At 63.8% G+C, this 25,247-nt stretch carries 21 protein-coding genes and 1 pseudogene; 12 read left to right on the plus strand and 10 right to left on the minus strand.

Features of this window, described 5'->3' with window-relative positions:
• Positions 1 to 111: 111 nt before the first annotated feature.
• From IMX18_RS22505 to bioB, 8 genes are all read right to left on the minus strand, one after another.
• The gene (locus IMX18_RS22505; RefSeq protein WP_039613233.1) at positions 112 to 1,395 is read right to left on the minus strand and encodes a GGDEF domain-containing protein; all 1,284 of its coding nucleotides are present in this window, start codon (positions 1,393 to 1,395) and stop codon (positions 112 to 114) included.
• A 267-nt stretch (positions 1,396 to 1,662) separates the two neighbouring features.
• Positions 1,663 to 3,468, minus strand: a complete 1,806-nt coding sequence (locus IMX18_RS22510) for a phenylacyl-CoA dehydrogenase (RefSeq protein WP_191472007.1) — start codon at positions 3,466 to 3,468, stop codon at positions 1,663 to 1,665.
• A gap of 286 nt (positions 3,469 to 3,754) precedes the next feature.
• Entirely contained in the window at positions 3,755 to 4,051 is a 297-nt protein-coding gene (locus IMX18_RS22515) for a hypothetical protein (RefSeq protein ID WP_003258614.1), read from the minus strand.
• Positions 4,052 to 4,281: 230 nt separating this feature from the next.
• Positions 4,282 to 4,962: a dethiobiotin synthase gene (gene bioD, locus IMX18_RS22520; RefSeq protein ID WP_015268700.1), complete on the minus strand. Its 681-nt coding sequence runs from the start codon at positions 4,960 to 4,962 to the stop codon at positions 4,282 to 4,284.
• Between the two features lie 10 nt (positions 4,963 to 4,972).
• Positions 4,973 to 5,791, minus strand: a complete 819-nt coding sequence (gene bioC, locus IMX18_RS22525; protein ID WP_015268699.1) for a malonyl-ACP O-methyltransferase BioC — start codon at positions 5,789 to 5,791, stop codon at positions 4,973 to 4,975.
• Positions 5,784 to 6,515, minus strand: coding sequence for an alpha/beta fold hydrolase (locus IMX18_RS22530; RefSeq protein ID WP_015268698.1), 732 nt, complete (start codon positions 6,513 to 6,515; stop codon positions 5,784 to 5,786). Before IMX18_RS22530 ends, bioC begins: the two co-directional genes overlap by 8 nt.
• Positions 6,508 to 7,680: an 8-amino-7-oxononanoate synthase gene (gene bioF, locus IMX18_RS22535; RefSeq protein WP_139657361.1), complete on the minus strand. Its 1,173-nt coding sequence runs from the start codon at positions 7,678 to 7,680 to the stop codon at positions 6,508 to 6,510. The genes IMX18_RS22530 and bioF overlap by 8 nt, the downstream gene beginning before the upstream one ends.
• A gap of 1 nt (position 7,681) precedes the next feature.
• A complete protein-coding gene (gene bioB / locus IMX18_RS22540) occupies positions 7,682 to 8,740 on the minus strand; it encodes a biotin synthase BioB (RefSeq protein WP_217190220.1) in 1,059 nt (352 codons plus the stop codon).
• Positions 8,741 to 8,829: 89 nt separating this feature from the next.
• On the opposite strand from bioB, the gene IMX18_RS22545 reads away from it, so the two are divergent.
• From IMX18_RS22545 to rarD, 4 genes are all read left to right on the plus strand, one after another.
• Positions 8,830 to 9,561: a ComFC family protein gene (locus IMX18_RS22545; protein WP_137137855.1), complete on the plus strand. Its 732-nt coding sequence runs from the start codon at positions 8,830 to 8,832 to the stop codon at positions 9,559 to 9,561.
• 173 nt (positions 9,562 to 9,734) lie between these two features.
• On the plus strand, positions 9,735 to 10,499 hold the full coding sequence (locus IMX18_RS22550; protein ID WP_024086132.1) for a TOBE domain-containing protein: 765 nt from the start codon (positions 9,735 to 9,737) through the stop codon (positions 10,497 to 10,499).
• A gap of 101 nt (positions 10,500 to 10,600) precedes the next feature.
• Complete coding sequence (locus IMX18_RS22555; RefSeq protein WP_100413389.1) at positions 10,601 to 11,575, plus strand: serine/threonine protein kinase; 975 nt, start codon at positions 10,601 to 10,603, stop codon at positions 11,573 to 11,575.
• Positions 11,576 to 11,639: 64 nt separating this feature from the next.
• Positions 11,640 to 12,527, plus strand: coding sequence for an EamA family transporter RarD (gene rarD, locus IMX18_RS22560; RefSeq protein ID WP_015268692.1), 888 nt, complete (start codon positions 11,640 to 11,642; stop codon positions 12,525 to 12,527).
• A gap of 332 nt (positions 12,528 to 12,859) precedes the next feature.
• On the opposite strand, the gene IMX18_RS22565 is transcribed toward rarD, so the two are convergent.
• Positions 12,860 to 13,378 (minus strand): glycine cleavage system transcriptional repressor, encoded by a 519-nt coding sequence (locus IMX18_RS22565; RefSeq protein ID WP_013970551.1) that lies wholly within the window; start codon positions 13,376 to 13,378, stop codon positions 12,860 to 12,862.
• 451 nt (positions 13,379 to 13,829) lie between these two features.
• On the opposite strand from IMX18_RS22565, the gene IMX18_RS22570 reads away from it, so the two are divergent.
• Positions 13,830 to 16,007 carry a malate synthase G gene (locus IMX18_RS22570; RefSeq protein ID WP_015268691.1) on the plus strand — a complete coding sequence of 726 codons (2,178 nt, stop codon included), beginning with the start codon at positions 13,830 to 13,832 and terminating at the stop codon, positions 16,005 to 16,007.
• Between the two features lie 139 nt (positions 16,008 to 16,146).
• Here IMX18_RS22570 and IMX18_RS22575 read toward each other — a convergent pair.
• A pseudogene (locus IMX18_RS22575) lies at positions 16,147 to 16,687 on the minus strand (response regulator).
• A 116-nt stretch (positions 16,688 to 16,803) separates the two neighbouring features.
• Here IMX18_RS22575 and IMX18_RS22580 point away from each other — a divergent pair.
• From IMX18_RS22580 to IMX18_RS22610, 7 genes are all read left to right on the plus strand, one after another.
• The gene (locus IMX18_RS22580; protein WP_015268689.1) at positions 16,804 to 18,741 is read left to right on the plus strand and encodes a putative nucleotidyltransferase substrate binding domain-containing protein; all 1,938 of its coding nucleotides are present in this window, start codon (positions 16,804 to 16,806) and stop codon (positions 18,739 to 18,741) included.
• A complete protein-coding gene (locus tag IMX18_RS22585) occupies positions 18,738 to 19,448 on the plus strand; it encodes a 3'-5' exonuclease (RefSeq protein ID WP_015268688.1) in 711 nt (236 codons plus the stop codon). Before IMX18_RS22580 ends, IMX18_RS22585 begins: the two co-directional genes overlap by 4 nt.
• A gap of 205 nt (positions 19,449 to 19,653) precedes the next feature.
• Entirely contained in the window at positions 19,654 to 20,172 is a 519-nt protein-coding gene (locus IMX18_RS22590) for an RNA polymerase sigma factor (RefSeq protein WP_015268687.1), read from the plus strand.
• Positions 20,169 to 21,125 (plus strand): FecR domain-containing protein, encoded by a 957-nt coding sequence (locus tag IMX18_RS22595; RefSeq protein ID WP_015268686.1) that lies wholly within the window; start codon positions 20,169 to 20,171, stop codon positions 21,123 to 21,125. Before IMX18_RS22590 ends, IMX18_RS22595 begins: the two co-directional genes overlap by 4 nt.
• Before the next feature lie 219 nt (positions 21,126 to 21,344).
• Positions 21,345 to 23,780: a TonB-dependent siderophore receptor gene (locus IMX18_RS22600; RefSeq protein ID WP_015268685.1), complete on the plus strand. Its 2,436-nt coding sequence runs from the start codon at positions 21,345 to 21,347 to the stop codon at positions 23,778 to 23,780.
• Positions 23,781 to 23,909: 129 nt separating this feature from the next.
• A complete protein-coding gene (locus IMX18_RS22605) occupies positions 23,910 to 25,022 on the plus strand; it encodes a PepSY-associated TM helix domain-containing protein (RefSeq protein WP_015268684.1) in 1,113 nt (370 codons plus the stop codon).
• Positions 25,019 to 25,204, plus strand: a complete 186-nt coding sequence (locus IMX18_RS22610; protein WP_054573682.1) for a hypothetical protein — start codon at positions 25,019 to 25,021, stop codon at positions 25,202 to 25,204. Before IMX18_RS22605 ends, IMX18_RS22610 begins: the two co-directional genes overlap by 4 nt.
• The last annotated feature ends 43 nt before the right edge of the window (positions 25,205 to 25,247 follow it).

Raw genomic sequence — 25,247 nt, forward strand, 5'->3', positions numbered from 1 at the left:
CTAGTCGGGTCGGAGCGGTCTCGGGGAACCGCGACACTGGGTTGCAGCCAGTGTAACCGAACAACTTTTACGAGACATAGGGTCATCAATAGACCGTATAGTCTAACTCGGTCACGCCGTGCGCACCGCCCCTCGCTGCGCTTGTTGCCCATGTACCATGACACAATTGCGCCCTGCGCCCTTGGCGCTGTACAGCGCTTGGTCAGCGGATTTCAGCACCGCTTCGGGGTTACGATGATCGGCCTGGCGCTCCGCCACACCGATGCTGATGGTGACCGAAACCGTACCCCCACTGCTGCCCGCCCGCCGCTGGCGCCCGGCGGTATCGTCCTGCGGGCGGTTGTGCTGGTCGCGCAGGTGCATCACGTAGTTGGCGATCATTTCGCGCACGGCTTCCACATGGGGCACGCATTCCTCGGCGGTCTTGCCGGCAAACACCAGAGCGAACTCCTCGCCGCCATAGCGGTAGGCACGGCCCCCCCCGGTAACCTTGGACAGGCGGCTGGCAACCAGGCGCAGCACCTGGTCGCCGACATCGTGGCCGTGGGTGTCGTTGAATTTCTTGAAGTGGTCGACATCGGTCATGGCGATCACATAGTTGCGTCCCAGGCGCTGCATGCGCTCGTTCAGCGCACGGCGCCCCGGCAGGCCGGTCAGTTCGTCGCGGAAAGCCATCTGGTAGGCCTCGTGCGCCACCGCTGCGGCGATCATCAGCATGACCTGGCTGCACATGATGTTCAGGGTAAACGGCAGGATGAAGGTTTGCGGCAACATCCAGAAGATGCCCAGCAGGCCCATCACCTGCGCAGCGTGCAGCGGCCGTGGTGCACGCAGGTATTGCACCACCAGCAGGATGAACACGCCGAGGAACAGCGGATAGACCATCTGGATCAGGCTCATCCACTGGCCATGCAAGGTTGGCCAGCGGATTTCCGCCAACCAGGTCAGTAGTGCTTGGGGGTAGCTTTGCTCCAGGGCCACCGCCACGCTACCCACGGCGAACAGCACGGCGCCACGGGCGACCAGGTCCTGCAGCAGGTGGGTGCGCTCCTGCCAGGCACCATACAGCCCGAACAGGGCGGGTAGCAGCAGGCACACGAGGTGGAAGATCACCGCCGCGTCCTCGCGAACGCGGCCATGGTCACGGTAGAAGTCGGTCTGGGTGTCGAGCAGGTAGTAGGCGATGTACACCGTGAGCATCAGGAACAGCTCGCGCTGGCGACGGTACACCGCACAGTAGGCGCCACCCAGCAGCAGGACCAAGGTGGGCAGGACGTTGAACAGCGATGTGAAAAAGACACTGAGGTCTCTCACATAGGCCGCGGCGAGTCCTGCCAGCAAAAGAATCAGCGAAGGCAGGAAGTGACTCGCGCGAACAGCGTTAAAACGAAACAAGGGTAATCTCCAACCCGGCAGATCAATGGTGGCATTGTGCCCTTACTTCATCGGCAGTGCACATGAACAGTTGAATATCGAATCAGACGCTTTTCCTTGTAGGAGCAGCCTTGTGCTGCGAAAAGGCCGCAATGACAAAAGATTTTCTGTGGCAGCTATGGCCTCTTCGCAGCACAAGGCTGCTCCTACAAAGATAGGCATCAGGCCACAGAATGAAAAAACCCGCCTGCCGGTGAAGGCAGACGGGTTTCGTGTACAGCGGCAGGATCAGTACGACAGGCCGAAGTGTTCTTCGTCCATCGCCATCAGGTTGTTGGCACCCGACAGCATGGTCGCCACATGGGTACGGGTACGCGGCAGGATGCGCTGGAAGTAGAAGCGCGCGGTCTGCAACTTGGCGGTGTAGAAGGCTTCTTCGCTGGTGCCGGCAGCCAGTTTCTCCGCCGCCAGGCGGGCGATGTCAGCCCAGAAGTAGGCCAGGCAGGCGTAGCCGGAATACATCAGGTAATCGACCGAGGCCGCACCCACTTCTTCGCGGTCCTTCATGGCGGCCATACCCACTTTCATGGTCAGCTCGCCCCATTCCTTGTTCAGCGCCGCCAGCGGTTCGACGAACTCCTTGACCGCTTCGTTGCCTTCCTGCACCTGGCAGAACTTGTGCACGATCTTGGTGAAGCCCTTCAGCGCTTCGCCTTGGGTCATCAGCACCTTGCGGCCGAGCAGGTCCAGGGCCTGGATGCCGGTGGTGCCTTCGTACAGCATGGAAATGCGGCTGTCCCGTACGTTCTGCTCCATGCCCCATTCGGCGATGAAGCCGTGGCCACCGTAGATCTGCACGCCATGGTTGGCGGCTTCGAAGCCGACCTCGGTCATGAACGCCTTGGCGATCGGGGTCAGGAACGCCAGCAGGGCATCGGCCTTCTTGCGCTCTTCTTCATCCTGGCTGTACTTGACGATGTCCACCTGCTTGGCAGTGAAGTACACCATCGCGCGGTTGCCTTCGGCGAAGGCCTTCATGGTCAGCAGCATGCGACGCACGTCCGGGTGGACGATGATCGGGTCAGCAGCCTTGTCCGGTGCTTTCGGGCCAGTCAGGGAGCGCATCTGCAGGCGCTCACGGGCGTACTTCAGGCCACCCTGGAACGCGACTTCGGCGTGGGCCAGGCCTTGCAGCGCGGTACCCAGGCGAGCGGTGTTCATGAAGGTGAACATGCAGTTCAGGCCTTTGTTAGCCGGGCCGATCAGGTAGCCGGTAGCGCCGTCGAAGTTCATCACGCAGGTGGCGTTGCCGTGGATACCCATCTTGTGTTCGATCGAGCCGCAGCTCACGCCGTTGCGCTCGCCCACACCGCCTTCGGCGTTGGGCAGGAACTTCGGCACGATGAACAGCGAGATGCCCTTGGTGCCAGCCGGTGCGTCCGGCAGGCGGGCCAGGACGATATGGACGATGTTGTCGGCCATGTCGTGCTCACCGGCCGAAATGAAGATCTTGGTACCCGACACCTTGTAGCTGCCGTCGGCCTGTGGCTCGGCCTTGGTGCGCAGCATGCCCAGGTCGGTACCGCAGTGCGGCTCGGTCAGGCACATGGTGCCGGTCCACTCGCCGGATACCAGCTTGGTCAGGTAGGTGTGCTGCTGCTCGGGGGTGCCGTGCGCAGAGATGGTGTTCATCGCGCCATGGGACAGGCCCGGGTACATGCCCCACGACCAGTTCGCACCGCCGACCATTTCGCTCAGCGCCAGGCCCAGCGACTCCGGCAGGCCCTGGCCGCCGTGCTCGACGTCATGCGCCAGGCTCGGCCAGCCGCCTTCTACGAACTGTTCGTAGGCCGCTTTGAAGCCGGTCGGGGTTTTAACGCCCGACTCGCTCCAGGTGCAGCCCTCCTGGTCACCCACGCGGTTCAGCGGCGACAGCACCTGCTCACAGAACTTCGCGCCTTCTTCGAGGATCGCGTCGACCATGTCGGGCGTGGCGTCCTGGCAACCCGGCAGGCTCTGATAGTGCGCCTCATAGCCGAGCAGCTCGTCGCGAACGAAGCGGATATCACGCAAGGGGGCTTTGTAATCAGGCATTGCGATGAACCTCTAGGTGAGTTCTGTGGGGTGACCAGCACGTGGCGGCCGTCGATCAAACAGTTGTTTGAAACTTACGTTTAGCTCCGCCTTATGTCAAGGATGGACTATGGTGCCATTTACGCCACGAAAAATGGCAAAAGCGTCAAGCCATGATAAGTCCCCCTGTGGGAGCGGGTTTACCCGCGAATGGGCCAGCCCGGAAAACAGAGGTTTCCGGGCGGACGCATTCGCGGGTAAACCCGCTCCCACAGGGATAGCGTTATGTTCGGGAAAGGCCGCCGTGTCAGGCGTAGGTGTCGATGATCCGGCCGAGCATTTCGTCGGATGCCTTGGCGACCTTTGCGCCAAGCTCGACTTCGAGTTTGCCCACGGCCAGCTGCACGGTGCTGGTGGCCAGGTCCATTTGCTGGCTGCGGTCGACCGCGCGCAGGCGTTCGGCCTGAAAATCGCTGGACTGGCTGGTGGCGCTACGTTCGGCGGTGGTGCTGGCGATCTGGCTGGCAGCCTGATCGACGCGGTTCTGGCCGGTCTGGATTGCGCTCAGGCCCGCGTAATAGGCGGAGCTACCGGTGATTTCCATGTCAGGACTCCATTGACGCTGGATGGCGAACAGGCCCATTAAAGCAGGCCAGGGGCGAAAAGGCCCGTTTAAATCCCTAATGGCCTCGTGCCATTTGATAGGCCTTGGGTATTCCTGTACCGGCCTCTTCGCGGGCTTGCCCGCTCCTACAGGGGACCGCGCGATACCTGAACCCTGCGCTGTACCTGTGGGAGCGGGCAAGCCCGCGAAAGGGCCAAGCCTGGAAACGGCTAATCCAGCAGATCCAGCTGAAGGTGTTCAGCAACCATGTCGGCACTGGCCTGCTTCAACTTGGGCACCCGCCCCAGGCATGGCGCCGGCAAACGCTCGGCCAGGCTGGCCAGGTTCTCTTCCAGGCGCGAAGTACGCGGCTCGATGATGTTCGCCACCCATCCAGCCAGTTGCAGCCCGTCACGCTCGATCGCCTCAGCGCTTAACAAGGCATGGCTGATACAGCCGAGCCGCACCCCGACCACCAGAATCACCGGCAGCCGCAGGGCCACCGCAAGGTCGGACAGGTTTTCCAGCCCCGACAACGGCACGCGCCAGCCTCCGGCTCCCTCGATCAGGGTGAAATCGGCATTTTGTTGCAGCACATTCCGCATCGCAGCCAGCAGGTCCGACACGGCCAGCGTCACCCCTGCCTCACGTGCGGCCACATGCGGCGCAATCGCAGGCTCGAAGGCAAACGGGTTGACCTGTTCGTAGGGCATCTTGATCGTGCTTTCATCGATCAGCGCCTGAGCGTCGCTGTTGCGCAAGCCTTTGGGCGTCATCGTGCAACCGGAGGCCACCGGCTTGGCTCCCAACGTGCTCATGCCCTGCAACCGTGCCGCATGCAGCAGGCCGGCAGCGATGGTGGTTTTGCCGACATCGGTATCGGTACCGGCAATGAAATAGGCCTGGCTCATCTCGCTCCCCTTAAGCCTGTGGCTTGCGCAACACACCATAGACCACCTGGTAGGTGGCTGGCAGCCCCTCGGGCTGGCGAAATGCCTCATACGCCTGCAACAGGCCCTGCATGCGTGCCCGGCCGGTAAGCCCGGAAGGTCGGCCGGGGTTCAGGTTGTGGGCGCCGAGAGCCTTGAGTTCATGGGTAAGGCTGCGTACATCCGGGTAGTGCAGCACGTGCGGACAACGCTGCAGACCAAGCTGTTCGAAGCCGCTGGCTGCGCACAGGCGCTGATAGTCCTCGAAACGGCGGAAGCGGTTCACATGCACTAGGCCATCCACCGCCTGCCAACTGGCGCGCAGTTCATCGAGGGTACCCACACACAGGCTGCTGAAGGCCAGCACGCCGCCCGGGCGCAGCACTCGCAGCGCTTCTGCCAGCACGCTGGCGAACTGGCCGCACCACTGCACGGCCAGGCTGGTAAACACCAGGTCGACACTGGCATCACGCAGCGGCAAACGCTCGGCGTCACCGGCCACGTGATAGAGCGCCCCGCCCTGTTCGTTGCGGGCATGGCACAACATGCCTTCGGCGATATCCACCGCAACGCCGCTGGCCTGGGTGAACCGCTCGGCCAACGCCCTGCTGAAATGACCGGTGCCGCTGCCCAGGTCCAGCCAGCGTGACGGCTGCAGGCCTTCCGGCAACTGCTCCAGCAAGCTCGAACCCACCGCACGCTGCAAGGCTGCCACGCTGTCGTAGCTGGCTGCGGCGCGGGAGAACGAGGCCGCTACCTGGCGCTTGTCGGGCAGCGCGCCGGGCAGGGTCGGACGGGAAAGGTCAGTCATCGCCACTCTCATGCAGGAAACTCTTGATGCCCGCCGCCAGTTCCTGCGGGTATTCCAGCAGGAACGCGTGGGAGCTTTCTTCGACCAGGCCCACTTCCACATCGGGCAGCAACTCGCTCAGCGCCTTTGCCGCCTCTGCCGGCACCAGCGCATCGCTGCCGGCGAACAGGTGCAACTGCGGGCCTCCGTAGGCCTGCAGTGCTTCGCGGGTGTCCAGCTTGGCCAGCACTTCAAGGCCGGTGGCCAGGTACAGCGGGTCGGTGTCCGGTACGCCGACACCCAGTTGGCGTAGCAGGGTGCGCGGTTGCAGGGCACCGTCACTGCACAAGGTACGGAAGCGCTTCAGGGTGACCTGGGTATGGCTGCGGCAGCCGTCGAGGAACGTGCCAAAAGTGTCTTCGGCCATGCCGTGGGGCCAGTCGGGGCGAGCCACGAAACTGGGGTTGCTGGCCAGGGTCAGCAGGCCGCAGCAATGGTCGCCGCGCTTGTGCGCCAGCGCGCTGGCCAGCATGCCGCCTAACGACCAGCCACCCAGCCAGACATCACTTGGCAGCTTGCGGTCGAGGTGGTCGACCCAGGCCTGCACATCGCTATGGGCCAGTTCCGGCAAGGGCATCAGCTCTACCTGCAGGCGGGCGTCCTGGGCACGCAGGCTGGCGGCCAGCGGCTCCAGGGAAGCAGTGCCCAAGCCCCAGCCAGGCAACAGAACAAGTCGATTACGCATCGGCGCTCTCCAACTGTGGATAACACTCGGCCAATGCATTCAACAATAGCTGCACCTGCGCCCCGCTGTGCGCGGCGCTCAATGTCACCCGCAGGCGTGCGCTGCCCGCCGGCACGGTGGGCGGGCGGATGGCCGTCACCAGCAAGCCGCGCTCGCGCAGCATGCGTGACAGGCGCAGGGCCTTTGCGCTGTCGCCGATGACGATGGGCTGGATCGGCGTCGGGCTGTCCATCAATTCCAGGCCGATCTGCTGCGCACCTTCACGGAACTGGCGGATCAGCGCGGCCAGGTGCTCGCGGCGCCAGGTTTCGCGGCGCAGCAATTCCAGGCTCTTGAGGGTGGCGCAGGCCAGCGCCGGTGGCTGGCTGGTCGTATAGATGTACGGGCGGGCGAACTGCACCAGCGCCTCGATCAGCTCTTCGCTGCCGGCCACAAAGGCACCGGCGGTACCACAAGCCTTGCCCAGCGTACCGATCAACACCGGCACATCCTCAACGCCCAGACCGAAGTGCTCGACGATACCGCCGCCCCGGGTGCCGAGGGTGCCCAAGCCATGGGCATCGTCAACCATCAGCCAGGCACCGCGAGCGCGGGCGACATCGGCCAGCGCCGGCAGGTCGGCAAGGTCGCCGTCCATGCTGAACACGCCATCGGTCACTACCAGGGTATTGCCTATGGCCTTGTCCAGGCGGCTGGCCAGGCTGGCCGGGTCGTTGTGCAGGTAGCGGTTGAAACGGGCACCACTGAGCAACCCGCCATCCAGCAGCGAAGCGTGGTTCAGGCGGTCCTGCAGCACCGTGTCGCCCTGCCCCACCAGCGCGGTGATGGCGCCCAGGTTGGCCATGTAGCCGGTGGAGAACAGCAGCGCGCGCGGGCGCCCGGTGAGTTCGGCCAAGGCCTCTTCCACCTGATGGTGCGGCGTACTGTGGCCGATCACCAGGTGCGAGGCTCCGCCACCGACACCCCAGCGCTCGGCGCCGGCCTGCCAGGCGGCAATCACCTCGGGGTGGTTGGCCAGGCCCAGGTAGTCATTGCTGCAGAAGGCCAGCAAACACTGGCCATCGACCACCACTTCCGGCCCCTGCGGGCTTTCCAGCAGTGGCCGCTGCCGATACAGGTCTGCGGCGCGCCGTTCGGCCAGGCGCGCCGCCAGGTCAAAGGCCATTTCAGGCTGTCGCGGCGTTGTAGAACATCTCGCTGCTGCGCTGCTCGACCAGCGCCTGCTCGATGGCCGCCTGGTGCACTTCGTCGGCGTGCTCTTCACGCGCTTCGGGCTTGATGCCCAGGCGTGCGAACAGCTGCATGTCCTTGTCGGCCTGCGGGTTGGCGGTGGTCAGCAGTTTTTCGCCGTAGAAGATCGAGTTGGCGCCAGCCATGAAGGCCAGCGCCTGCATCTGCTCGTTCATCTGCTCGCGGCCGGCGGACAGGCGCACGTGCGACTTGGGCATGAGGATACGGGCCACGGCCAGCATGCGGATGAAGTCGAACGGGTCGACGTCTTCTTCCTCGGCCAGCGGCGTACCGGCCACCTTGACCAGCATGTTGATCGGTACCGACTCCGGGTGCTCGGGCAGGTTGGCCAGCTGGATCAGCAGGCCGGCGCGGTCGTCCAGCGACTCGCCCATGCCGAGGATGCCGCCGGAGCAGATCTTCATCCCGGCATCGCGCACGTAGGCCAGGGTCTGCAGGCGCTCGCTGTAGGTGCGGGTGGTGATGATGCTGCCGTAGAACTCAGGCGAGGTGTCGAGGTTGTGGTTGTAATAGTCCAGGCCGGCCTGGGCCAGGGCCTTGGTCTGCTCCTGGTCGAGCTTGCCGAGGGTCATGCAGGTTTCCAGGCCCATGGCCTTCACGCCTTTGACCATCTCCAGCACGTAGGGCATGTCTTTGGCCGACGGGTGCTTCCAAGCCGCGCCCATGCAGAAGCGTGTAGAACCGATGGCTTTGGCGCGGGCGGCTTCTTCCAGCACCTTCTGCACTTCCATCAGCTTCTGTTTTTCCAGCCCGGTGTTGTAGTGGCCGGACTGTGGACAATATTTGCAATCTTCCGGGCAGGCGCCGGTCTTGATCGACAACAGGGTAGAAACCTGCACGCGGTTCGGGTCGAAATGCGCGCGGTGCACGGTCTGCGCCTGGAACAGCAGGTCATTGAACGGTTGCTGGAACAGCGCCTTGACCTCGGCCAGGGACCAGTCGTGACGTCTTGTTGCAGTTGTGCTGGCGCTCATTGGCGTTTCCTTGTTTAGGCTGAAGCAGGCGCCGGGACAGGAAAGCCCGCCAGCGCATCACGGATAGCTCGCATAGTCATGGAAGGCCTATGAACTGTCAACCACACTGGAAAAGACTGGTTTACAAGTGCTCACTTATTAATCAATTGTGTTTGCTGTGCGATGAACCTGCCGAGCAGGCCTACCCGCTGTGCGTCGCCTGCGAGCAGGAACTGCCCTGGCTGGGCGATCATTGCCTGCGCTGCGCCCTGCCATTGCCGATAGCCGGCCTGACCTGCGCTCAATGCCAGCGCCGCGCACCGGCCTTCGAGCAGGTGCTTGCACTGTGGCATTTCGGCTTTCCGGTGGACACGCTGATCAGCCGTTTCAAGCACAACCGCCAGTGGCCCTTGGGGCGCCTGATGGCCGAATTGCTCGCGCATGGGCTGCTGCACCGCTTTACCGAAGGGCTGCCGCGCCCCGACCTGTTGTTGCCTGTACCCTTGGCCAAACGTCGACTACGGGAGCGGGGGTTCAACCAGGCGGGGATGCTCGGGCGCTGGCTGTCGTCGCACGTGGGGGTACGTTGCGACGAGCGGTTGCTGCTGCGCACACGGGAGACACCTGCGCAGCAACAACTGGACGCCAAGGCCAGGCGACGCAACTTGCGCCAGGCGTTTACCGTCACGGGCAAGCTGACGGGCAAGCATGTCGCCATTATCGATGACGTGTTGACCACCGGTGCGACCGCGCAAGCGGTTGCCGAAGTGCTGCGCAAGGCCGGTGCGCGGCGGGTGGATGTGTATTGCCTGGCGCGTACGGCCAAGCCGGGGTATGTATGAGCAAGCGCGGATCGCCCGGTGTAGGAGCGGCCTTGTGTCGCGATCGGGCTGCGCAGCAGCCCCAGCGATATTTGCCAAGGCATGAATCCGTGGGGCCGCTTCGCGCCCCTTTCGCGACACAAGGCCGCTCCTACACACTATCCATCCTCAGGCCCCCACAAGACCAAATGCCCATGCCCCTGCCCCCCCACCTCACCCAGCACATCGCCCGCCGCCCCCAGCGCATCGCGCTGCTGCAGCACATTGCCGAAGAAGGTTCGATCACCCGCGCCGCCAAGGCTGCGGGCATCAGCTACAAGGCCGCCTGGGACGCCATCGACGAACTCAACAACCTGGCCAGCCAGCCCCTCGTCGAGCGCAGTACCGGCGGGCGTGGTGGCGGTGGTGCCCGTCTGTCGCCGGAAGGCCAGCGGGTGCTGCGCCTGTACCAGAGGCTGCAGGCCCTTCAGGCGCAAATCCTCGAAGCGGCCGAGGAGTCCAGCGACCTCGACCTGCTCGGCCGGCTGATGCTGCGTACCAGCGCGCGCAACCAGTTGCAGGGCCAGGTCAGCGGCCTGCGCCGCGAAGGACGGCATGATCGCGTCAGCCTGGCGTTGGGCGGAGGGTTGGAGATCGAAGCGTTGATCACCCACGACAGCACCGCACGGCTGGAACTGACGCTGGGGACGACGGTAGTGGCGCTGCTCAAGGCGGGGTGGGTGAGGTTGCTGGCCGACGAGGAACAGGCCGAAGCGGATAGCAATTGCCTACGGGCGACGGTAGAGGAGGTGCTGGCGGAGGCTGATGGGCCTGGTGAGGTCCGGTTGGCGTTGGGGAATGGGCAGACGTTGTGTGCGTTTGCCGAGACGGATTGGTTGGCTGGGCAGCGGGTGGCAGCAGGCAGTTCGGTGCGGGTTCAATTTCATCCCTCTTATGTATTGCTTGGGATTCCTGCATAGCCTGGCCGCGCTTTGCGCGGTTCGCGGGTTTACCCGCGAAGAGGCCGGTACAGGCATAACGCGTTACCATGGTCCCCACGCCGCCTATCCCCGGAGCCCCCATGTCCCACCCCTTCGATACCCTCACCCCCGACCTGGTCCTGGACGCCGTGGAAAGCCTGGGCTTTCTCAGCGATGCCCGGGTGCTGGCGCTGAACAGCTACGAAAACCGCGTCTACCAGGTGGGCATCGAGGGCGCGCAACCGCTGATCGCCAAGTTCTACCGCCCAGGCCGCTGGAGCGACGCGGCCATCCTCGAAGAGCACAGCTTCACTGCCGAACTGGCCCAATGCGAAGTGCCGGTGGTCGCCCCGCTGCAGCACGACGGCCGCACCCTGTTCGAACACCAGGGCTTCCGCTTCACCCTGTTCCCCCGCCGCGGCGGCCACGCGCCAGAGCCGGGTAACCTCGACCAGCTCTACCGTCTTGGCCAGTTGCTCGGCCGCCTGCATGCCGTGGGTGCCAGCAAACTGTTCGAGCACCGCGAAGCGCTGGCTGTGGACAACTTCGGCCACGCCTCGCTGAATACCCTGCTGGAAGGCGATTTCGTCCCTCGCGAACTGCTGCCGGCGTTCGAATCGGTGGCCCGCGACCTGCTCAAGCGAGTGGAGGACATCTATGCCCGCACCCCGCACAAGCTCATCCGCCTGCATGGCGACCTGCACCCCGGCAACCTTATGCACCGCGACGAGGTGTACCACGTGGTCGACCTCGACGACTGCCGCATGGGCCCGGCGGTGCAGGACTTGTGGATGATGCTGGCCGGCAGCCGCGAGGAGCGCCTGGGGCAACTGGCCGAACTGATCGACGGCTACAACGAGTTCCACGACTTCGACCCGCGCGAGCTGGCCCTGATCGAGCCCCTGCGCGCCCTGCGCCAGTTGCACTACAGCGCCTGGCTGGCGCGGCGCTGGGACGACCCGGCATTTCCGCCGAGCTTCCCCTGGTTCGGCCAGCCACGCTACTGGGGAGACCAGATCCTCGCCCTGCGCGAGCAAATGGCCGCACTGGATGAAGCGCCGCTGAAATTGTTCTAGAAGCACGACCGCCTCTGTCTACAATAGGCGTCGCTTTATTTAGCTACCTAAGCAAGGATTCTGCATGCACGCCGCAAACCCGCGTCGCGGGTACCTACTGGGCCTCAGCGCCTACATCATCTGGGGTCTTTTCCCCCTGTACTTCAAGGCAATCCAGAGCGTTCCGGCGGTGGAGATCATTGTCCACCGGGTGCTGTGGTCGGCACTGTTCGGCTCGCTGTTGCTACTGGTGTGGAAACACCCCGGCTGGTGGCGTGAACTGCGTGACAACCCGCGCCGGCTGGGCATCCTGGCCCTGAGCGGGGCGCTGATCGCCGGCAATTGGCTGACCTACGTATGGTCGGTGAACAACGGGCGCATGCTCGAGGCCAGCCTGGGTTACTACATCAACCCGCTGATCAATGTGCTGCTGGGCATGCTGATTCTTGGCGAGCGCCTGCGTCGGCTTCAGTGGCTGGCCGTGGCCATGGCCGCGGTGGGTGTGGCTCAGCAGGTGTGGCAGGTGGGCAGCCTGCCGTGGGTGTCGCTGGTACTGGCGCTGAGCTTCGGCTTCTACGGGCTGATTCGCAAGCAGGCACCGGTAGCGGCGCTGCCGGGCCTGGTGGTGGAAACCTGGATGCTGGTACCGCTGGCGCTTGGCTGGCTATTGCTGCATCCGGCGGCGACAAGTGCCCAAGGCGCGTTCTACACCAGCAGCGAAGCGTTGTGGCTGATGGCTGCGGGGCCGGTGACACTGGTGCCGCTGGTGTGCTTCAACGCTGCTGCGCGGCACTTGCCGTACACCACGCTGGGCTTCCTGCAGTACCTGGCGCCGACCCTGGTGCTGCTGCAGGCGGTGCTGCTGTTCGATGAGCATTTGTCGCCGAGCACCTTGGTGGCGTTCATGTTCATCTGGGCGGGTTTGGCGATTTACAGCGTCGATGCGTGGGTCAGTTTGCGCAAGCGCAGCTGATCAAAAAATGATCACAACTCTGCAGCCCCTGTAGTTCATGGCCTGCAGAGACATCTCCAAAGGTTATCCACACCCTCGTCCCCGTGCTTTGTGCACAAGCTGCTGATTTTTGGGTGTTTTTTGATCAAAGCCGTGTAAGGCGCGCGCGGCCTGGGCTGGAGAGGGGAACCCCCAGGTTATCCACAGGGCCTTCCCCGTGATATCGGGATAACCGCAGGGGGCTGCTTTGCAGCCCATCGCGACACAAGGCCGCTCCTACAGGGGAACGCGTAACCCTTGTAGGAGCGGCCTTGTGTCGCGATGGGCCGCGAAGCGGCCCCGGCAATCTCGGATCAATCCTCCGGCCGCAGCTTCAACTCCACCATCAAGTCATCCGCCAGACTCTCCAGTCGCTGCTGCAGTTCTTCGAGCGGTAGAGTCAGCGGCAAAGCCAACAACGCATCTGCATGAAACAACGGCTCGCTGCTCATCGGCGCCGGCCGCACTTCTGTTGAAAACCGCTCGACGTTCACCTGCAATTCAGCCAGCAAACGGGTGATATCACGCACGATCCCCGGCCGGTCATTCCCTACCAGCTCCATGGCAATCGGTTTCCAGGTACACGAAGGCTCGATGCCACTCTCGGCGATCAGCACGCGAATGTCATATCGGACCAACCCCTGCAGCGAAGCCACCAGCTCGTCGTAGTTTTCCGCCGGCACCGCCACCCGCAGGATGCCGGCAAACTGCCCGGCCATGCGCGACATGCGGCTTTCCAGCCAGTTGCCACTGTGGTCGGCGATGCACTGGGCAATGCGCTCGACCTGGCCGGCCTTGTCAGGGGCAATCACAGTCAGTACAAGATGATCCACAAGCCCTTCCTCGTGTCGGACCGCGCCGTGCGGCAGAAAATCGGGGGATCGACTCAGTATAGGCAAGGCGCGGCAACCTGCCGCAGGGCAATCCGCATAACGAATCGTGTACTGTTTCAAGATTTATCTGGAACAATCCACCTGTTTTTTGCGAACATACTCACTCCCAGCGTGACCATACGCGACCAACGGGTCGCATAACGGCGCTTTTAGTCTGATTTTGCCCCGCCTACTGCTTCATGTAGTATCCCGTGGCGCGGACTACAAAACGTCGTTTGGATGTCTGCCAAGGCGCCTGTGAAAATACGCACACTGTCTGCCAGCCGGTCTGGCAGGCCGCACCCAGCCGCGCTCGGGGCTTTACTCGGGGGCATGCACTGGTGCCGTGTTTAGAGAAGCGCTACAGGCTTAATACAGAAGAGCGAAATAGCTGAGCAGAGTGAGGCAAGCAATGACTGGATACGTTCAAGTCGGTGGCCTTCAGGTCGCCAAGGTCCTGTACGACTTCGTGAACAACGAAGCCATCCCAGGGACCGGCATCGTCGCCGAGCAGTTCTGGGCCGGTGCAGAGAAGATCATCAATGACCTCGCTCCAAAGAACAAAGCCCTGCTCGCCAAGCGCGACGAGCTGCAAGCCAAGATCGACGCCTGGCACCAGGCACGCAAAGGCCAGGCCCACGACGCCGTAGCCTACAAAGCATTCCTCCAGGAAATCGGCTACCTGCTGCCACAAGCCGACGATTTCCAGGCAACCACCCAGAACGTGGACGAAGAAATCGCCCACATGGCCGGCCCGCAGCTGGTCGTACCGGTGATGAACGCCCGCTTCGCCCTGAACGCCGCCAACGCCCGTTGGGGTTCGCTGTACGACGCGCTGTATGGCACCGATGCCATCAGCGATGAAGGCGGCGCCGAGAAAGGCCAGGGCTACAACAAGGTACGTGGCGACAAGGTCATCGCCTTCGCCCGCGCCTTCCTCGACGAAGCCGCGCCACTGGCGGCCGGCTCGCACGTCGACTCCACCGGCTACCGCATCGAAGGCGGCAAGCTGGTAGTTGCCCTGAAAGGCGGCAGCAACAGCGGCCTGCGTGACGATGCCCAGCTGATCGGCTTCCATGGCGATGCCGCTGCGCCGACCGCCGTGCTGCTCAAGCACAACGGCCTGCACTTCGAAATCCAGGTCGACGCCAGCACCCCGGTCGGCAGCACCGACGCCGCCGGCGTGAAAGACATCCTGATGGAATCGGCGCTGACCACCATCATGGACTGCGAAGACTCGGTTGCAGCCGTTGACGCCGACGACAAGGTGATCGTCTACCGCAACTGGCTGGGCCTGATGAAAGGCGACCTGGCAGAAAGCGTTAGCAAGGGTGGCAAAACCTTCACCCGCACCATGAACCCGGACCGCGAGTACGCCGCGCCCAACGGCGGTAGCGTGACCCTGCATGGCCGTTCGCTGCTGTTCGTGCGCAACGTTGGCCACCTGATGACCAACCCGGCGATCCTCGACGCCCAAGGCAACGAAATCCCCGAAGGTATTCAGGACGGCCTGTTCACCAACCTGATCGCCCTGCACAACCTCAATGGCAACACCAGCCGCAAGAACACCCGCACCGGCAGCGTGTACATCGTCAAGCCGAAGATGCACGGCCCGGAGGAAGTAGCCTTCGCCGCCGAAATCTTCAGCCAGGTCGAAGACCTGCTGGGCATGAAGCGCAATACCGTCAAGGTCGGCATCATGGACGAGGAGCGCCGTACCACGGTCAACCTCAAGTCGTGCATCAAGGCCGCAGCCGAGCGCGTGGTGTTCATCAACACCGGCTTCCTCGATCGCACCGGCGATGAAATCCACACCTCGATGGAAGCCGGCGCCGTGGTGCGCAAGGGCGCCATGAAAAACGAGAAGTGGATCGGTGCCTACGAGAACAACAACGTCGACGTTGGCCTGGCCACCGGCCTGCAAGGCCGTGCGCAGATCGGCAAAGGCATGTGGGCCATGCCCGATCTGATGGCAGCCATGCTCGAGCAGAAGATCGCCCACCCGTTGGCTGGCGCCAACACCGCCTGGGTGCCGTCGCCGACTGCAGCCACCCTGCATGCCCTGCACTACCACAAGGTGGACGTACAGGCGCGTCAGCGTGAACTGGCTTCGCGCACACCCGCGTCGGTGGATGACATCCTCACCATCCCGCTGGCCGCCGACACCAACTGGTCGGCCGAAGAGATCCGCAACGAACTGGACAACAACGCTCAGGGCATCCTCGGCTACGTGGTGCGCTGGATCGACCAGGGCGTAGGTTGCTCGAAGGTGCCGGACATCAACAACGTCGGCCTGATGGAAGACCGCGCCACCCTGCGCATCTCGGCCCAGCTGCTGGCCAACTGGCTGCGCCATGGCGTGGTCAGCCAGGAGCAGGTGCTGGAAAGCCTCAAGCGCATGGCCGTGGTGGTGGACCAGCAGAACGCCAGCGACCCTCTGTACCGCCCGATGGCACCGAACTTCGACGACAACGTCGCGTTCCAGGCGGCGGTAGAACTGGTGGTGGAAGGTGGCAAGCAGCCGAACGGCTATACCGAGCCGGTACTGCACCGCCGTCGCCGCGAGTTCAAGGCGCGTAACGGGCTGTAAGCGACATCTGCGACAGGGGGCCGCTTTGCGGCCCAATCGCCGGCAAGCCAGCTCCCACAGGGACTGCACAGGCCCCAAACGCTGTGCGGTCCCTGTGGGAGCTGGCTTGCCGGCGATGAGGCCGGAACAGGCTCCTCAGCTAACCGATCTGCAGTTCTTTCTTCACCAGCTCCAGCAGCCTGTCCAGGTCGACCGGCTTCAGAAGAAAATCCACAACCCCCAGGTGCATCACGTCCACCGCCTCTTTCACGTCGGTATCGCCCGACACCACGATGATCGACAACGCCGCCCGCTCTGATTCGCGAACCTTGCGGATCAGGTCCAGGCCATCCTCGGGCTGCATGCGCAAATCCGTGATCATCAAGCCGATTCTTTGCTGGTAGTGCAGGTACAGCCTGGCCTCCTCGGCCCCATCCGCCCCGACACAGTCAATCCCCCGGCTTTTCAGGTACAGGATCAGCGCCTCACGATTCACCGCATTGTCATCCACCACCAGCACCAGGGGCTTGGCAACCACGGGCGCACTTACGAGGGCCAATGCCTCGCGCTCGGCGTCACTCAGGATGTCGTGTTGCTCAGGCATGCTCATCTCGTCAAAAAAGATTCCGCTTCAGCATTAGGACCGCAGAACTTGCGTAACCCGGTTGGCCTTTCGTCGGGTCTTTGACAGGGGCGCTCATAGACTTACGTCCAATGGGCACCATCCCGCCGCAAGCCGACCATGGAGGCAGAGAACAACATGGCCGGCACCTATATATATAGATATATAGTTCGGCATAGCGATACGGTCAGTTTCATGAGCAAAAAGGACGCCTACACCCAGGCGGGCAGGACAGCAGTGCTGCAGAACATCCAGGGCACCCTGCAGTTCCTGCAGCGTTTTCCGCCGTTCAACCAGATGGAACACAGCCACCTGGCCTACCTGGTCGAACAGTGCCAGCTGCGCTTCTATGCCAGCGGCGAAAGCATCGTCAAACCTGCCGATGGGCCGGTCGAGCACTTCTACATCGTCAAGCAGGGCCGCGTGGTCGGCGAACGCCAGCATCTGGTCAAACCTGGTGTGGAGACTACCTTCGAGATCACCAGCGGCGAATGCTTCCCGCTGGCTGCCCTGCTCGGCGAGCGGGCGACCCGCACCGAGCATCTGGCAGGTGAGGACACCTTCTGCCTGCAGTTGAACAAGGCCGCGTTCATCCGCGTGTTCTCGATGTCGGAAGTGTTTCGGGATTTTGCCCTGCGCGGGGTCAGCAGCCTGCTCGACCAGGTCAACCAGCAGGTACGCCAGCGCGCGGTGGAAACCCTTGGCACCCAGTATTCGCTGAACACGCCACTGGGTGAACTGGCCATGCGCCACCCGGTGGTGTGCAGCCCCGAAACGCCTCTGCGAGACGCCGTGCGACTGATGCACGAGCAGCAGGTCGGCAGTATCGTAGTGGTCGACCAGCAGCGTTACCCCACCGGTATCTTCACACTGCGCGACTTGCGCCAGGTGGTGGCTGCGGCCGATGCCGACCTGGGTGCACCCATCGCGCGCCACATGACCGCCCAGCCGTTCTACCTCAGCCCCCAGGCCAGCGCCTTCGACGCAGCCATGGCGATGACCGAGCGGCACATCGCCCACGTATGCCTGGTGGAAAACCAGCGCCTGTGCGGTGTGGTTTCGGAGCGCGACCTGTTCTCCCTGCAACGGGTCGACCTGGTGCACCTGGCACGCACCATCCGCCATGCGCCACGCCTGGATACCCTGGTCTCGCTGCGCGGCGAAATCAGCCAGCTGGTCGAGCGAATGCTGGCCCATGGCGCATCCTCCACGCAGATTACCCAGATCATCACCCTGCTCAACGACCACACCGTGTGCCGGGTGATCGAACTGGCGCTGGCCGAGCGCGGTGACCCGGGCGTGCCGTTCAGCTGGCTGTGCTTTGGCAGCGAGGGGCGACAAGAACAAACCCTGCACACTGACCAGGACAACGGCATCCTCTTCGAAGCCGCCGACAGCATCGAAGCAGACGCCATCCGCGCACGCCTGCTGCCGCTGGCGCAATACATAAACCAGTGCCTGGCCCAGTGCGGCTTCACCCTGTGCAAGGGCAACGTCATGGCCGGCAACCCCGAGCTGTGCCTGTCGCGCATTGAATGGGCGCGGCGTTTTGCCAGTTTTGTCCGTGAAGCCAGCCCGGAGAACCTGCTGGGCTCGAGCATCTATTTCGACCTGCGTGTGGTGTGGGGCGACGAGCAAGGTTGCGAGCAACTGCGCCAGGGCCTGCTGGAGCAGGTGGCCGACAACCGCATCTTCCAGCGCATGATGGCTGACAACGCCCTGCGCCAGCGCCCGCCGGTGGGCCGCCTGCGCGAGTTCGTACTGACCCGCCAGGGTAACGACAAGGCCGCCACCCTCGACCTCAAGGTCCAGGGCCTGACGCCCTTCGTCGATGGTGCGCGGCTGCTGGCCCTGGCCAACGGCATCGGTGCCTGCAATACCTTGGAGCGCCTGCGCCAGCTCGTGGCCAAGGGCGTGATCGAGGCACTGGATGGCGCAGCGTATGAAGAGGCCTACCACTTCATCCAGCAAACCCGCATGCAGCAGCACCAGCGCCAGACCCGCGACAACCTGCCCTATTCCAACCGCCTGGACCCGGACAGCCTCAACCACCTGGACCGGCGCATCCTGCGCGAGTCCCTGCGCCAGGCCCAGCGCCTGCAAAGCAGCCTGGCCTTGCGGTACCAGCTATGAGCCTGTTCGCCTGGCTGCGCCCCAGCGCGCCGGAACTGGACCACGCCACGCGCCAGCGCCTGGCCCGGCTGCCCAAGTCAGCGCCATTGGGGGTGTGTACCCTGCGCGAGCAGCGCTGGGTGGTGCTTGACCTGGAGACCAGCGGCCTGAACACCAACCGTGACCAGGTGTTATCGGTTGGTGCCGTCGCCATCGAAGACGGCGCCATCGACTTTGCCCAGCAATTCGAACGCACCTTGCACCGGCCTTTGCAGAAGACCAACGCCAGCGTGCTGATCCACGGCCTGGGCCCGAGTGCCCTGGCTGCCGGTTGCGACCCGGCCGAGGCCTTGCTCGATCTGCTCGACTTCATTGGCAACAGCCCGGTGTTGGCATTCCATGCGCCGTTCGACCAGCGCATGCTCGCCCGCGCGCTGAAGGAAAGCCTGGGCTATCGCTTGCAGTCACCTTTCCTGGATGTTGCCGAGCTGGCGCCGATGCTCAACCCCGACACAGTGCTGCGCGAGGCCGGGCTGGATGACTGGGTGGCGCGGTTTGGCCTGCAGGTAGAGGAGCGCCATCACGCCAGCGCCGATGCGCTGGTTACCGCCGAACTGGCGCTGATCCTGTTCAGCCAGGCCCGGCGCCAGCAGCTGGACAGCCCGCTGCAGCTGGAGCAGCGCTTGCGCGGGTGGCGCAGGCGCAAGGTGCACAATCACGGTTTGTAGGGCGTGAGCGCTGAGTCGCCTGTGAGATCGAGCGCCGCGCGGGCGGCGCTCGATCTCATAAACGCTACATCACCCACGCCCTACACCCCGTCAGCCCCAACCATGATGGCCATCCGATAAGCGTCCATTGCACCCACCCCCTCCCCCCTGCAACAATCGCGAATAATTATCGTTAGTTAATGCATTCGTTCCGGGGGGACGCTGCTTGTCTTCTGCACAGAGCCCACACGCCGATCTGGTCGGTGCGCTGTACCGCGACCATCGCGGCTGGCTGCTCGCCTGGCTGCAACGCAGCATGGCCTGCCGCCAACGTGCCGAAGACCTGAGCCAGGACACCTTCGTGCGCCTGCTCGGCCGTGCGCAACTGGATACGCCCCGCGAACCCCGCGCGTTCCTGGCCGCCGTGGCCAAGGGCCTGATGTTCGACCACTTCCGCCGCGCCGCGCTAGAACAAGCCTACCTGGCTGAACTGGCCCTGATGCCGGAAGCCGAACAACCTTCCCCGGAAGTGCAACACCTGATCCTCGAGGACCTCAAGGCCATCGACCGCCTGCTAGGCAAGCTGTCGAGCAAGGCCCGCGCAGCATTCCTGCACAATCGCCTGGACGGTATGAGCCATGCCGAAATCGCCGAGCGCATGGGGGTTTCGGTTTCGCGGGTGCGCCAGTACATCGCCCAGGGCATGCGCCAGTGCTACGTGGCCCTGTACGGGGAGCCGACGTGAGCAGTTCACCGGTTTCGTCCCGGGTGCTGGAAGCCGCCATTGCCTGGAAGCTCAGCCTCGACAACGGCAGCGGCACACCTGACGAGCGCAGCGAATTCATGCGCTGGCATGCCGCCAGCGAGGAGCATGCCCGCGCCTGGCACCAACTCGGTGCCATGGACCAGCGCGTGAGCGCCGCTGCCGGCCCGGCACGCCAGGCCCTGCTGCAATCGCGCGCCGGGCTGCGCCGACGTATCGGCAAGGTCGGCGGCGGGCTGGCCGGCATGTTTCTGCTGAGCTCGCTGCTGGCCTGGGTCGGCGCACCATCGCTGGCACCGAGCTACTGGCTGGCCGACCAGCGTACCGCCACCGGCGAACTGCGTACCCTGCGCCTGGAAGACGGCACCTTGTTGAGCCTGAACAGCCACACGGCCGTGGATATCGACTACGCCGGCAAGCAACGGGTGATCGTGCTGCACCAAGGCGAGATTTCGGTCGAAACCGGCCATCAGGACCCGCGCCCGCTGCTGGTGCGCACCGACGATGGCCGCCTGCGCCCGTTGGGCACGCGCTTCCTGGTGCGCCGCGAGGACGACGGCACGCGCCTGGAAGTGCTGCAAGCTTCGGTCGCCGCCATGCCGCTGAACAGCGGCGACGAACAGGTGCTGCGCGAAGGCCAGCAGGTTCTGATGAACGCCAACGGCCTTGGCCGGATCGGCACGGTGCCAGCCGGTGCCGACGCCTGGACCCGCGGCATGCTGGTGGTGGACAACGTGCGCCTGGCTGACCTGCTGGCCACGCTTGGCCAGTACCGCAGCGGTTACCTTGGGGTAGACGACCAGGTCGCCGACCTGCGGGTGACCGGCAGCTTCCCGCTGAACGATACCGACCTGGCGCTGTCGTCGCTGGTGCCGGCACTGCCGGTGAAGGTCGAGCGGCATACCCAGTGGTGGGTGACCGTCGGTCCCAAGTAGGCCTGCACTGGCCTCTTCGCGGGTAAACCCGCTCCCACAGGATTGCACCAGCCTCAAAGCCCCCGCGATCCCTGTGGGAGCGGGTTTACCCGCGAAAGGGCCGGTACAGGCAAAAGCCAACTTCAAATAATTCTCAATTTTTTTCAGATTCGCCCTGTCACTTTTCAAATCTCGCTCGGCAAGGAAGCAGAAAGCACTTATCCGTCGAGGAGCCTCTGCATGTCCCGTGCTGTTGATCGTATCCTGCGCCCCAGCCTGATGGCCCTGGCCATCGCCGTGACCGCACCATTGGCCAGCCCTGCCCTGTTCGCCGCCGAGCAATCCGCTCAGCGCGCCTACGACCTGCCCAGCGCCCCGCTGGCCACCACTCTCAACCAGATCGCCAGCCAGGCCGGCATCACCCTGGCCATCGACCCGGCACTGGTCAGCGGTCGCACCTCGGCCCCGGTGAGCGGGCAGTACGATGGCCTTGGTGCCCTGCAGGCCGCCCTGCGCGGCACCGGCCTGCAACTGCAGCAAAGCAGCGTGGGCAGCTACAGCCTGGTGGCTACGCCGGAAGGGACACTGGCGTTGCCGGAGACTGCGATCAATGCGACTTCCAGCTATGAAAGCGCCTGGGGACCGGTAGAGGGTTACACCGCTACCCGGACAGCAGCAGGCACCAAGACCGACACCGCCATCGCCGAACTTCCCCGCTCGGTAAGCGTGATCACCCGCCAGCAGATGGAAGACCGGCCGGTGCTCAGCCTGAACGACGCCCTTCGCTACACCGCTGGCGTGCAGAGCAGCGGCTATGGATCCGACTCGCGCAGCGACTGGTTGCTGGTACGGGGTTTTGTGCCTACCCAGTTCCTCGATGGCCTGCCATTGCCCAAGGGCAACTACGCCACCCCCAAGATCGAGCCCTGGAACCTGGAGCGCATCGCCGTACTGCGTGGCCCGGCCTCTTCGGTCTACGGCCAGACTCCACCAGGCGGCCTGCTTGACATGACCAGCCGTCGGCCGCAATTGGAAAGCAGCCACGAAGTCGAAGCCCAGGTTGGCAGCAACAACCACAAGCAGATCAACTTCGACAGCACCGGCAAGCTCGACGATGCAGGCCAGTTCCTGTACCGAGTGAGCGGCACCGTGCGTGACAGCGGTTCGCCGGTCGATCACATCCCGGACAAGCGCTACAACATCGCGCCCAGTCTGACCTGGAACATCAACGACGACACCAAGCTGACTTTCATCAGCCAGTACACCCGCGATGACACCGGCATCACCGGCCAGTTCCTGCCACTGCAGGGCACCAAACTGGATAGCCCCGCAGGCAAGATTTCGCACCACAAGAACCTGGGCGACCCGGATTGGGAGTCCTACGACCGCACCTACTACCACCTGGGCTATGCGTTCGAAACACGCCTGAACGACACCTGGCAGTTCCGTCAGAACCTGCGCTACGCGCGTAACGAACTGGACTTCAAGGGCATTACCGCCGGTGGTTCGATCTGGCCAGCCGGCCCGGACGAAGCTGTCAGCGCCGATGGCACCGTGCAACGCACCGCCGGTATCGTCGAGGAGGACATCTCACAGTTCGCCCTGGACAACAACTTCCAGGCCGACTTCCAGACCGGGCAGGTTGCCCATACCCTGCTGCTGGGGCTCGACCACCAGCGCTCGGACAGTAATGCCCGCTGGCGCTGGGGCTCGGCGGGTGTGCCACCGAGCAATATCCACAACCCCATCTACGGTCAGGATTTCTCGAACGTTCAGTACTTCGACATGTACGACTACGACCAGAAAACCCAGCAGACCGGCCTGTATATCCAGGACCAGATGGCGTTGGACAACTGGCGCCTTACCCTTGGTGGCCGTGAGGACTGGGTGCACACCGGCACCACCTTCCACAACCAAGGCGACGCAACCAACACCCAACGCGACAAGAAGTTCAGTGGTAACGCAGCTCTCAGCTATGTATTCGATAACGGCCTGACTCCTTACATCTCCTATGCCGAGTCGTTCCAGGCTGCCACCGGTTCCACCGTCAACAGCACCGATGCCTTCAAACCGACCGAAGGCAAGCAATACGAACTGGGCATCAAGTACCAGCCTCCAGGCAGCAATAGCCTGTTCACCGCTGCTGTGTTCGACCTGACACAGGAGAACATGTCGGTGACCGAGGGTGGTGTCACCCGCCAGGTAGGCGAAGTGCGTGTCAAAGGCCTGGAGCTGGAGGCTACCTCGGATGTGACCGAGAACCTCAAACTGGTGGGTTCGTACACCTACAACGACAGCGAAATCATCAAAGGCACCAGTGACGAGAAAGGCAAGCGCATGGCGCAGGTGCCGCGCAACCAGGCTACTGCCTGGGCTGACTACACCTGGCACAGCGGACCACTGGATGGGTTCGGGGTCGGCGTTGGCGTGCGCTACGTGGGCGATACCTACGGTAATACCACTAATACCGATTGGGGCCATGTGGGGTCATACACCGTCTACGACGCATCGGTGCACTACGACCTGGGCCGCCTGAACAGCACCCTCAAGGGGGTGACCGTAGCCGTGGATGCGAAGAACCTGTTCAACAAGGACTACTTGTCTACCTGTGACGGGTACTACTGCTACTACGGCGACGAGCGCAACGTGGTGGCCAGTGTCAATTACAAGTTCTGAGTGAGCCGGGCCATTCGCCGCACAAGGCTGCCCCTACAACGGCCAACGCGGTCCCTGTAGGAGCAGCCTTGCGCTGCGAAAGGGCTGCGCAGCAGCCCCAGCTTCCAACAGGCAAAAATCGGTACCGTGATGAAAAGCCCAACCATCCGCCGCTGGTCGGTGATCCACACCTGGAGCAGCCTGGTCTGCACCCTGTTCCTGCTATTGCTGGCAGTCACCGGCCTGCCGCTGATCTTCAACCACGAACTCGAACACCTGCTGGGCGATGCCCCTGAACTGCGGGAAATGCCGGCCAATACCCCACACCTGGACCTGCAGCAGTTGGTGATCAAGGCCGAGCAGCACCGCCCCGGCGAGGTCATGCAGTACTTCGGCTACGACGAGGACGAAGCCAACGGCGTAGTGGCCATCACCGCCGCCACCGCCGGCACCGAACCCAATTCGTCGCACACCTTCATGCTCGACGCACGCACCGGTGAAGCCGTGGCCATGCCGGCCGCCAACGGCGGCTTCATGATGACCATGCTGCGCCTGCACGTTGACATGTTCGCCGGCCTGCCCGGCAAGCTGCTGCTCGCCTTCATGGGCGTGCTGTTCGTCGTGGCGATCATCTCCGGCACCGTGCTCTATGCACCGTTCATGCGCCGTCTGGACTTCGGCACGGTGCGCCACGGCAAATCCCGTCGCCTGCGCTGGCTCGACCTGCACAACCTGATCGGCGTGGTCACCTTGGCCTGGGCACTGACGGTAGGCGTGACCGGTGTCATCAGCGCGCTGTCGGACCTGGTCATCGCCGCCTGGCGCAACGACAGCCTGGCCGCCATGGTTGCCCCATACCGTGATGCCCCACCGCTCACCGAGCGCGCCCCGGCCACCCACCTGCTGACCATCGCCGAACAGGCCGCCCCCGGCATGCGCCCGGACTTCATCGCCTTCCCCGGCACCCGCTTTTCCAGTGAGCACCACTATGCGGTGTTCATGAAGGGCGCCACGCACCTGACCTCGCACTTGCTCACGCCCGTGCTGATCGATGCGCGAACACTGGCGGTGACCGCCGTCGGCGAACGCCCCTGGTACATGGATGCCATGGGCCTGTCGCAACCACTGCACTTCGGCGACTACGGCGGCCGGCCAATGCAAATCCTGTGGGCGCTACTCGATGTGCTGACCATCATCGTCCTCGGCAGCGGCTTGTACCTGTGGTGGGGCAAACAACGCACGAAGCGGGAGGCGCGGGCATGAGCCACAAGTCACAGCCGACCTGGCGCATCTTCATCTGGCCGATGGTCGTGGCCTTGCTCACTGCCGTGGGGCTGTTTGCCGCCTTGCTGGGGGACGGGGTCTGGGACAGCCTGGCCTGGCTCGGCCTGGGGGTGTCGACGGCTCTCGGCCTGCAAGGTTTCTACCCTCGTCCACGGCAGTAACCGGATAATACCCGCACCCTCTTTTGCCGCGACATGGTTGGCT

Origin of the sequence: Pseudomonas shirazica, assembly GCF_015168335.1 — a bacterium.
GTDB classification, from domain to species: domain Bacteria; phylum Pseudomonadota; class Gammaproteobacteria; order Pseudomonadales; family Pseudomonadaceae; genus Aquipseudomonas; species Aquipseudomonas asiatica.

Coding starts and splice junctions, on each gene's coding strand:
- bioC (WP_015268699.1), bottom strand. CDS start 5,791: ATGACTGACCTTTCCCGTCCGACCCTGCCCGGCGCGCTGCCCGACAAG.
- rarD (WP_015268692.1), top strand. CDS start 11,640: ATGCACGCCGCAAACCCGCGTCGCGGGTACCTACTGGGCCTCAGCGCC.
- IMX18_RS22510 (WP_191472007.1), bottom strand. CDS start 3,468: ATGCCTGATTACAAAGCCCCCTTGCGTGATATCCGCTTCGTTCGCGAC.
- IMX18_RS22580 (WP_015268689.1), top strand. CDS start 16,804: ATGAGCAAAAAGGACGCCTACACCCAGGCGGGCAGGACAGCAGTGCTG.
- IMX18_RS22545 (WP_137137855.1), top strand. CDS start 8,830: ATGAACTGTCAACCACACTGGAAAAGACTGGTTTACAAGTGCTCACTT.
- bioF (WP_139657361.1), bottom strand. CDS start 7,680: ATGGCCTTTGACCTGGCGGCGCGCCTGGCCGAACGGCGCGCCGCAGAC.
- IMX18_RS22585 (WP_015268688.1), top strand. CDS start 18,738: ATGAGCCTGTTCGCCTGGCTGCGCCCCAGCGCGCCGGAACTGGACCAC.
- IMX18_RS22605 (WP_015268684.1), top strand. CDS start 23,910: ATGAAAAGCCCAACCATCCGCCGCTGGTCGGTGATCCACACCTGGAGC.
- IMX18_RS22555 (WP_100413389.1), top strand. CDS start 10,601: ATGTCCCACCCCTTCGATACCCTCACCCCCGACCTGGTCCTGGACGCC.
- IMX18_RS22610 (WP_054573682.1), top strand. CDS start 25,019: ATGAGCCACAAGTCACAGCCGACCTGGCGCATCTTCATCTGGCCGATG.
- IMX18_RS22530 (WP_015268698.1), bottom strand. CDS start 6,515: ATGCGTAATCGACTTGTTCTGTTGCCTGGCTGGGGCTTGGGCACTGCT.
- IMX18_RS22600 (WP_015268685.1), top strand. CDS start 21,345: ATGTCCCGTGCTGTTGATCGTATCCTGCGCCCCAGCCTGATGGCCCTG.
- IMX18_RS22550 (WP_024086132.1), top strand. CDS start 9,735: ATGCCCCTGCCCCCCCACCTCACCCAGCACATCGCCCGCCGCCCCCAG.
- IMX18_RS22570 (WP_015268691.1), top strand. CDS start 13,830: ATGACTGGATACGTTCAAGTCGGTGGCCTTCAGGTCGCCAAGGTCCTG.
- IMX18_RS22515 (WP_003258614.1), bottom strand. CDS start 4,051: ATGGAAATCACCGGTAGCTCCGCCTATTACGCGGGCCTGAGCGCAATC.
- bioD (WP_015268700.1), bottom strand. CDS start 4,962: ATGAGCCAGGCCTATTTCATTGCCGGTACCGATACCGATGTCGGCAAA.
- bioB (WP_217190220.1), bottom strand. CDS start 8,740: ATGAGCGCCAGCACAACTGCAACAAGACGTCACGACTGGTCCCTGGCC.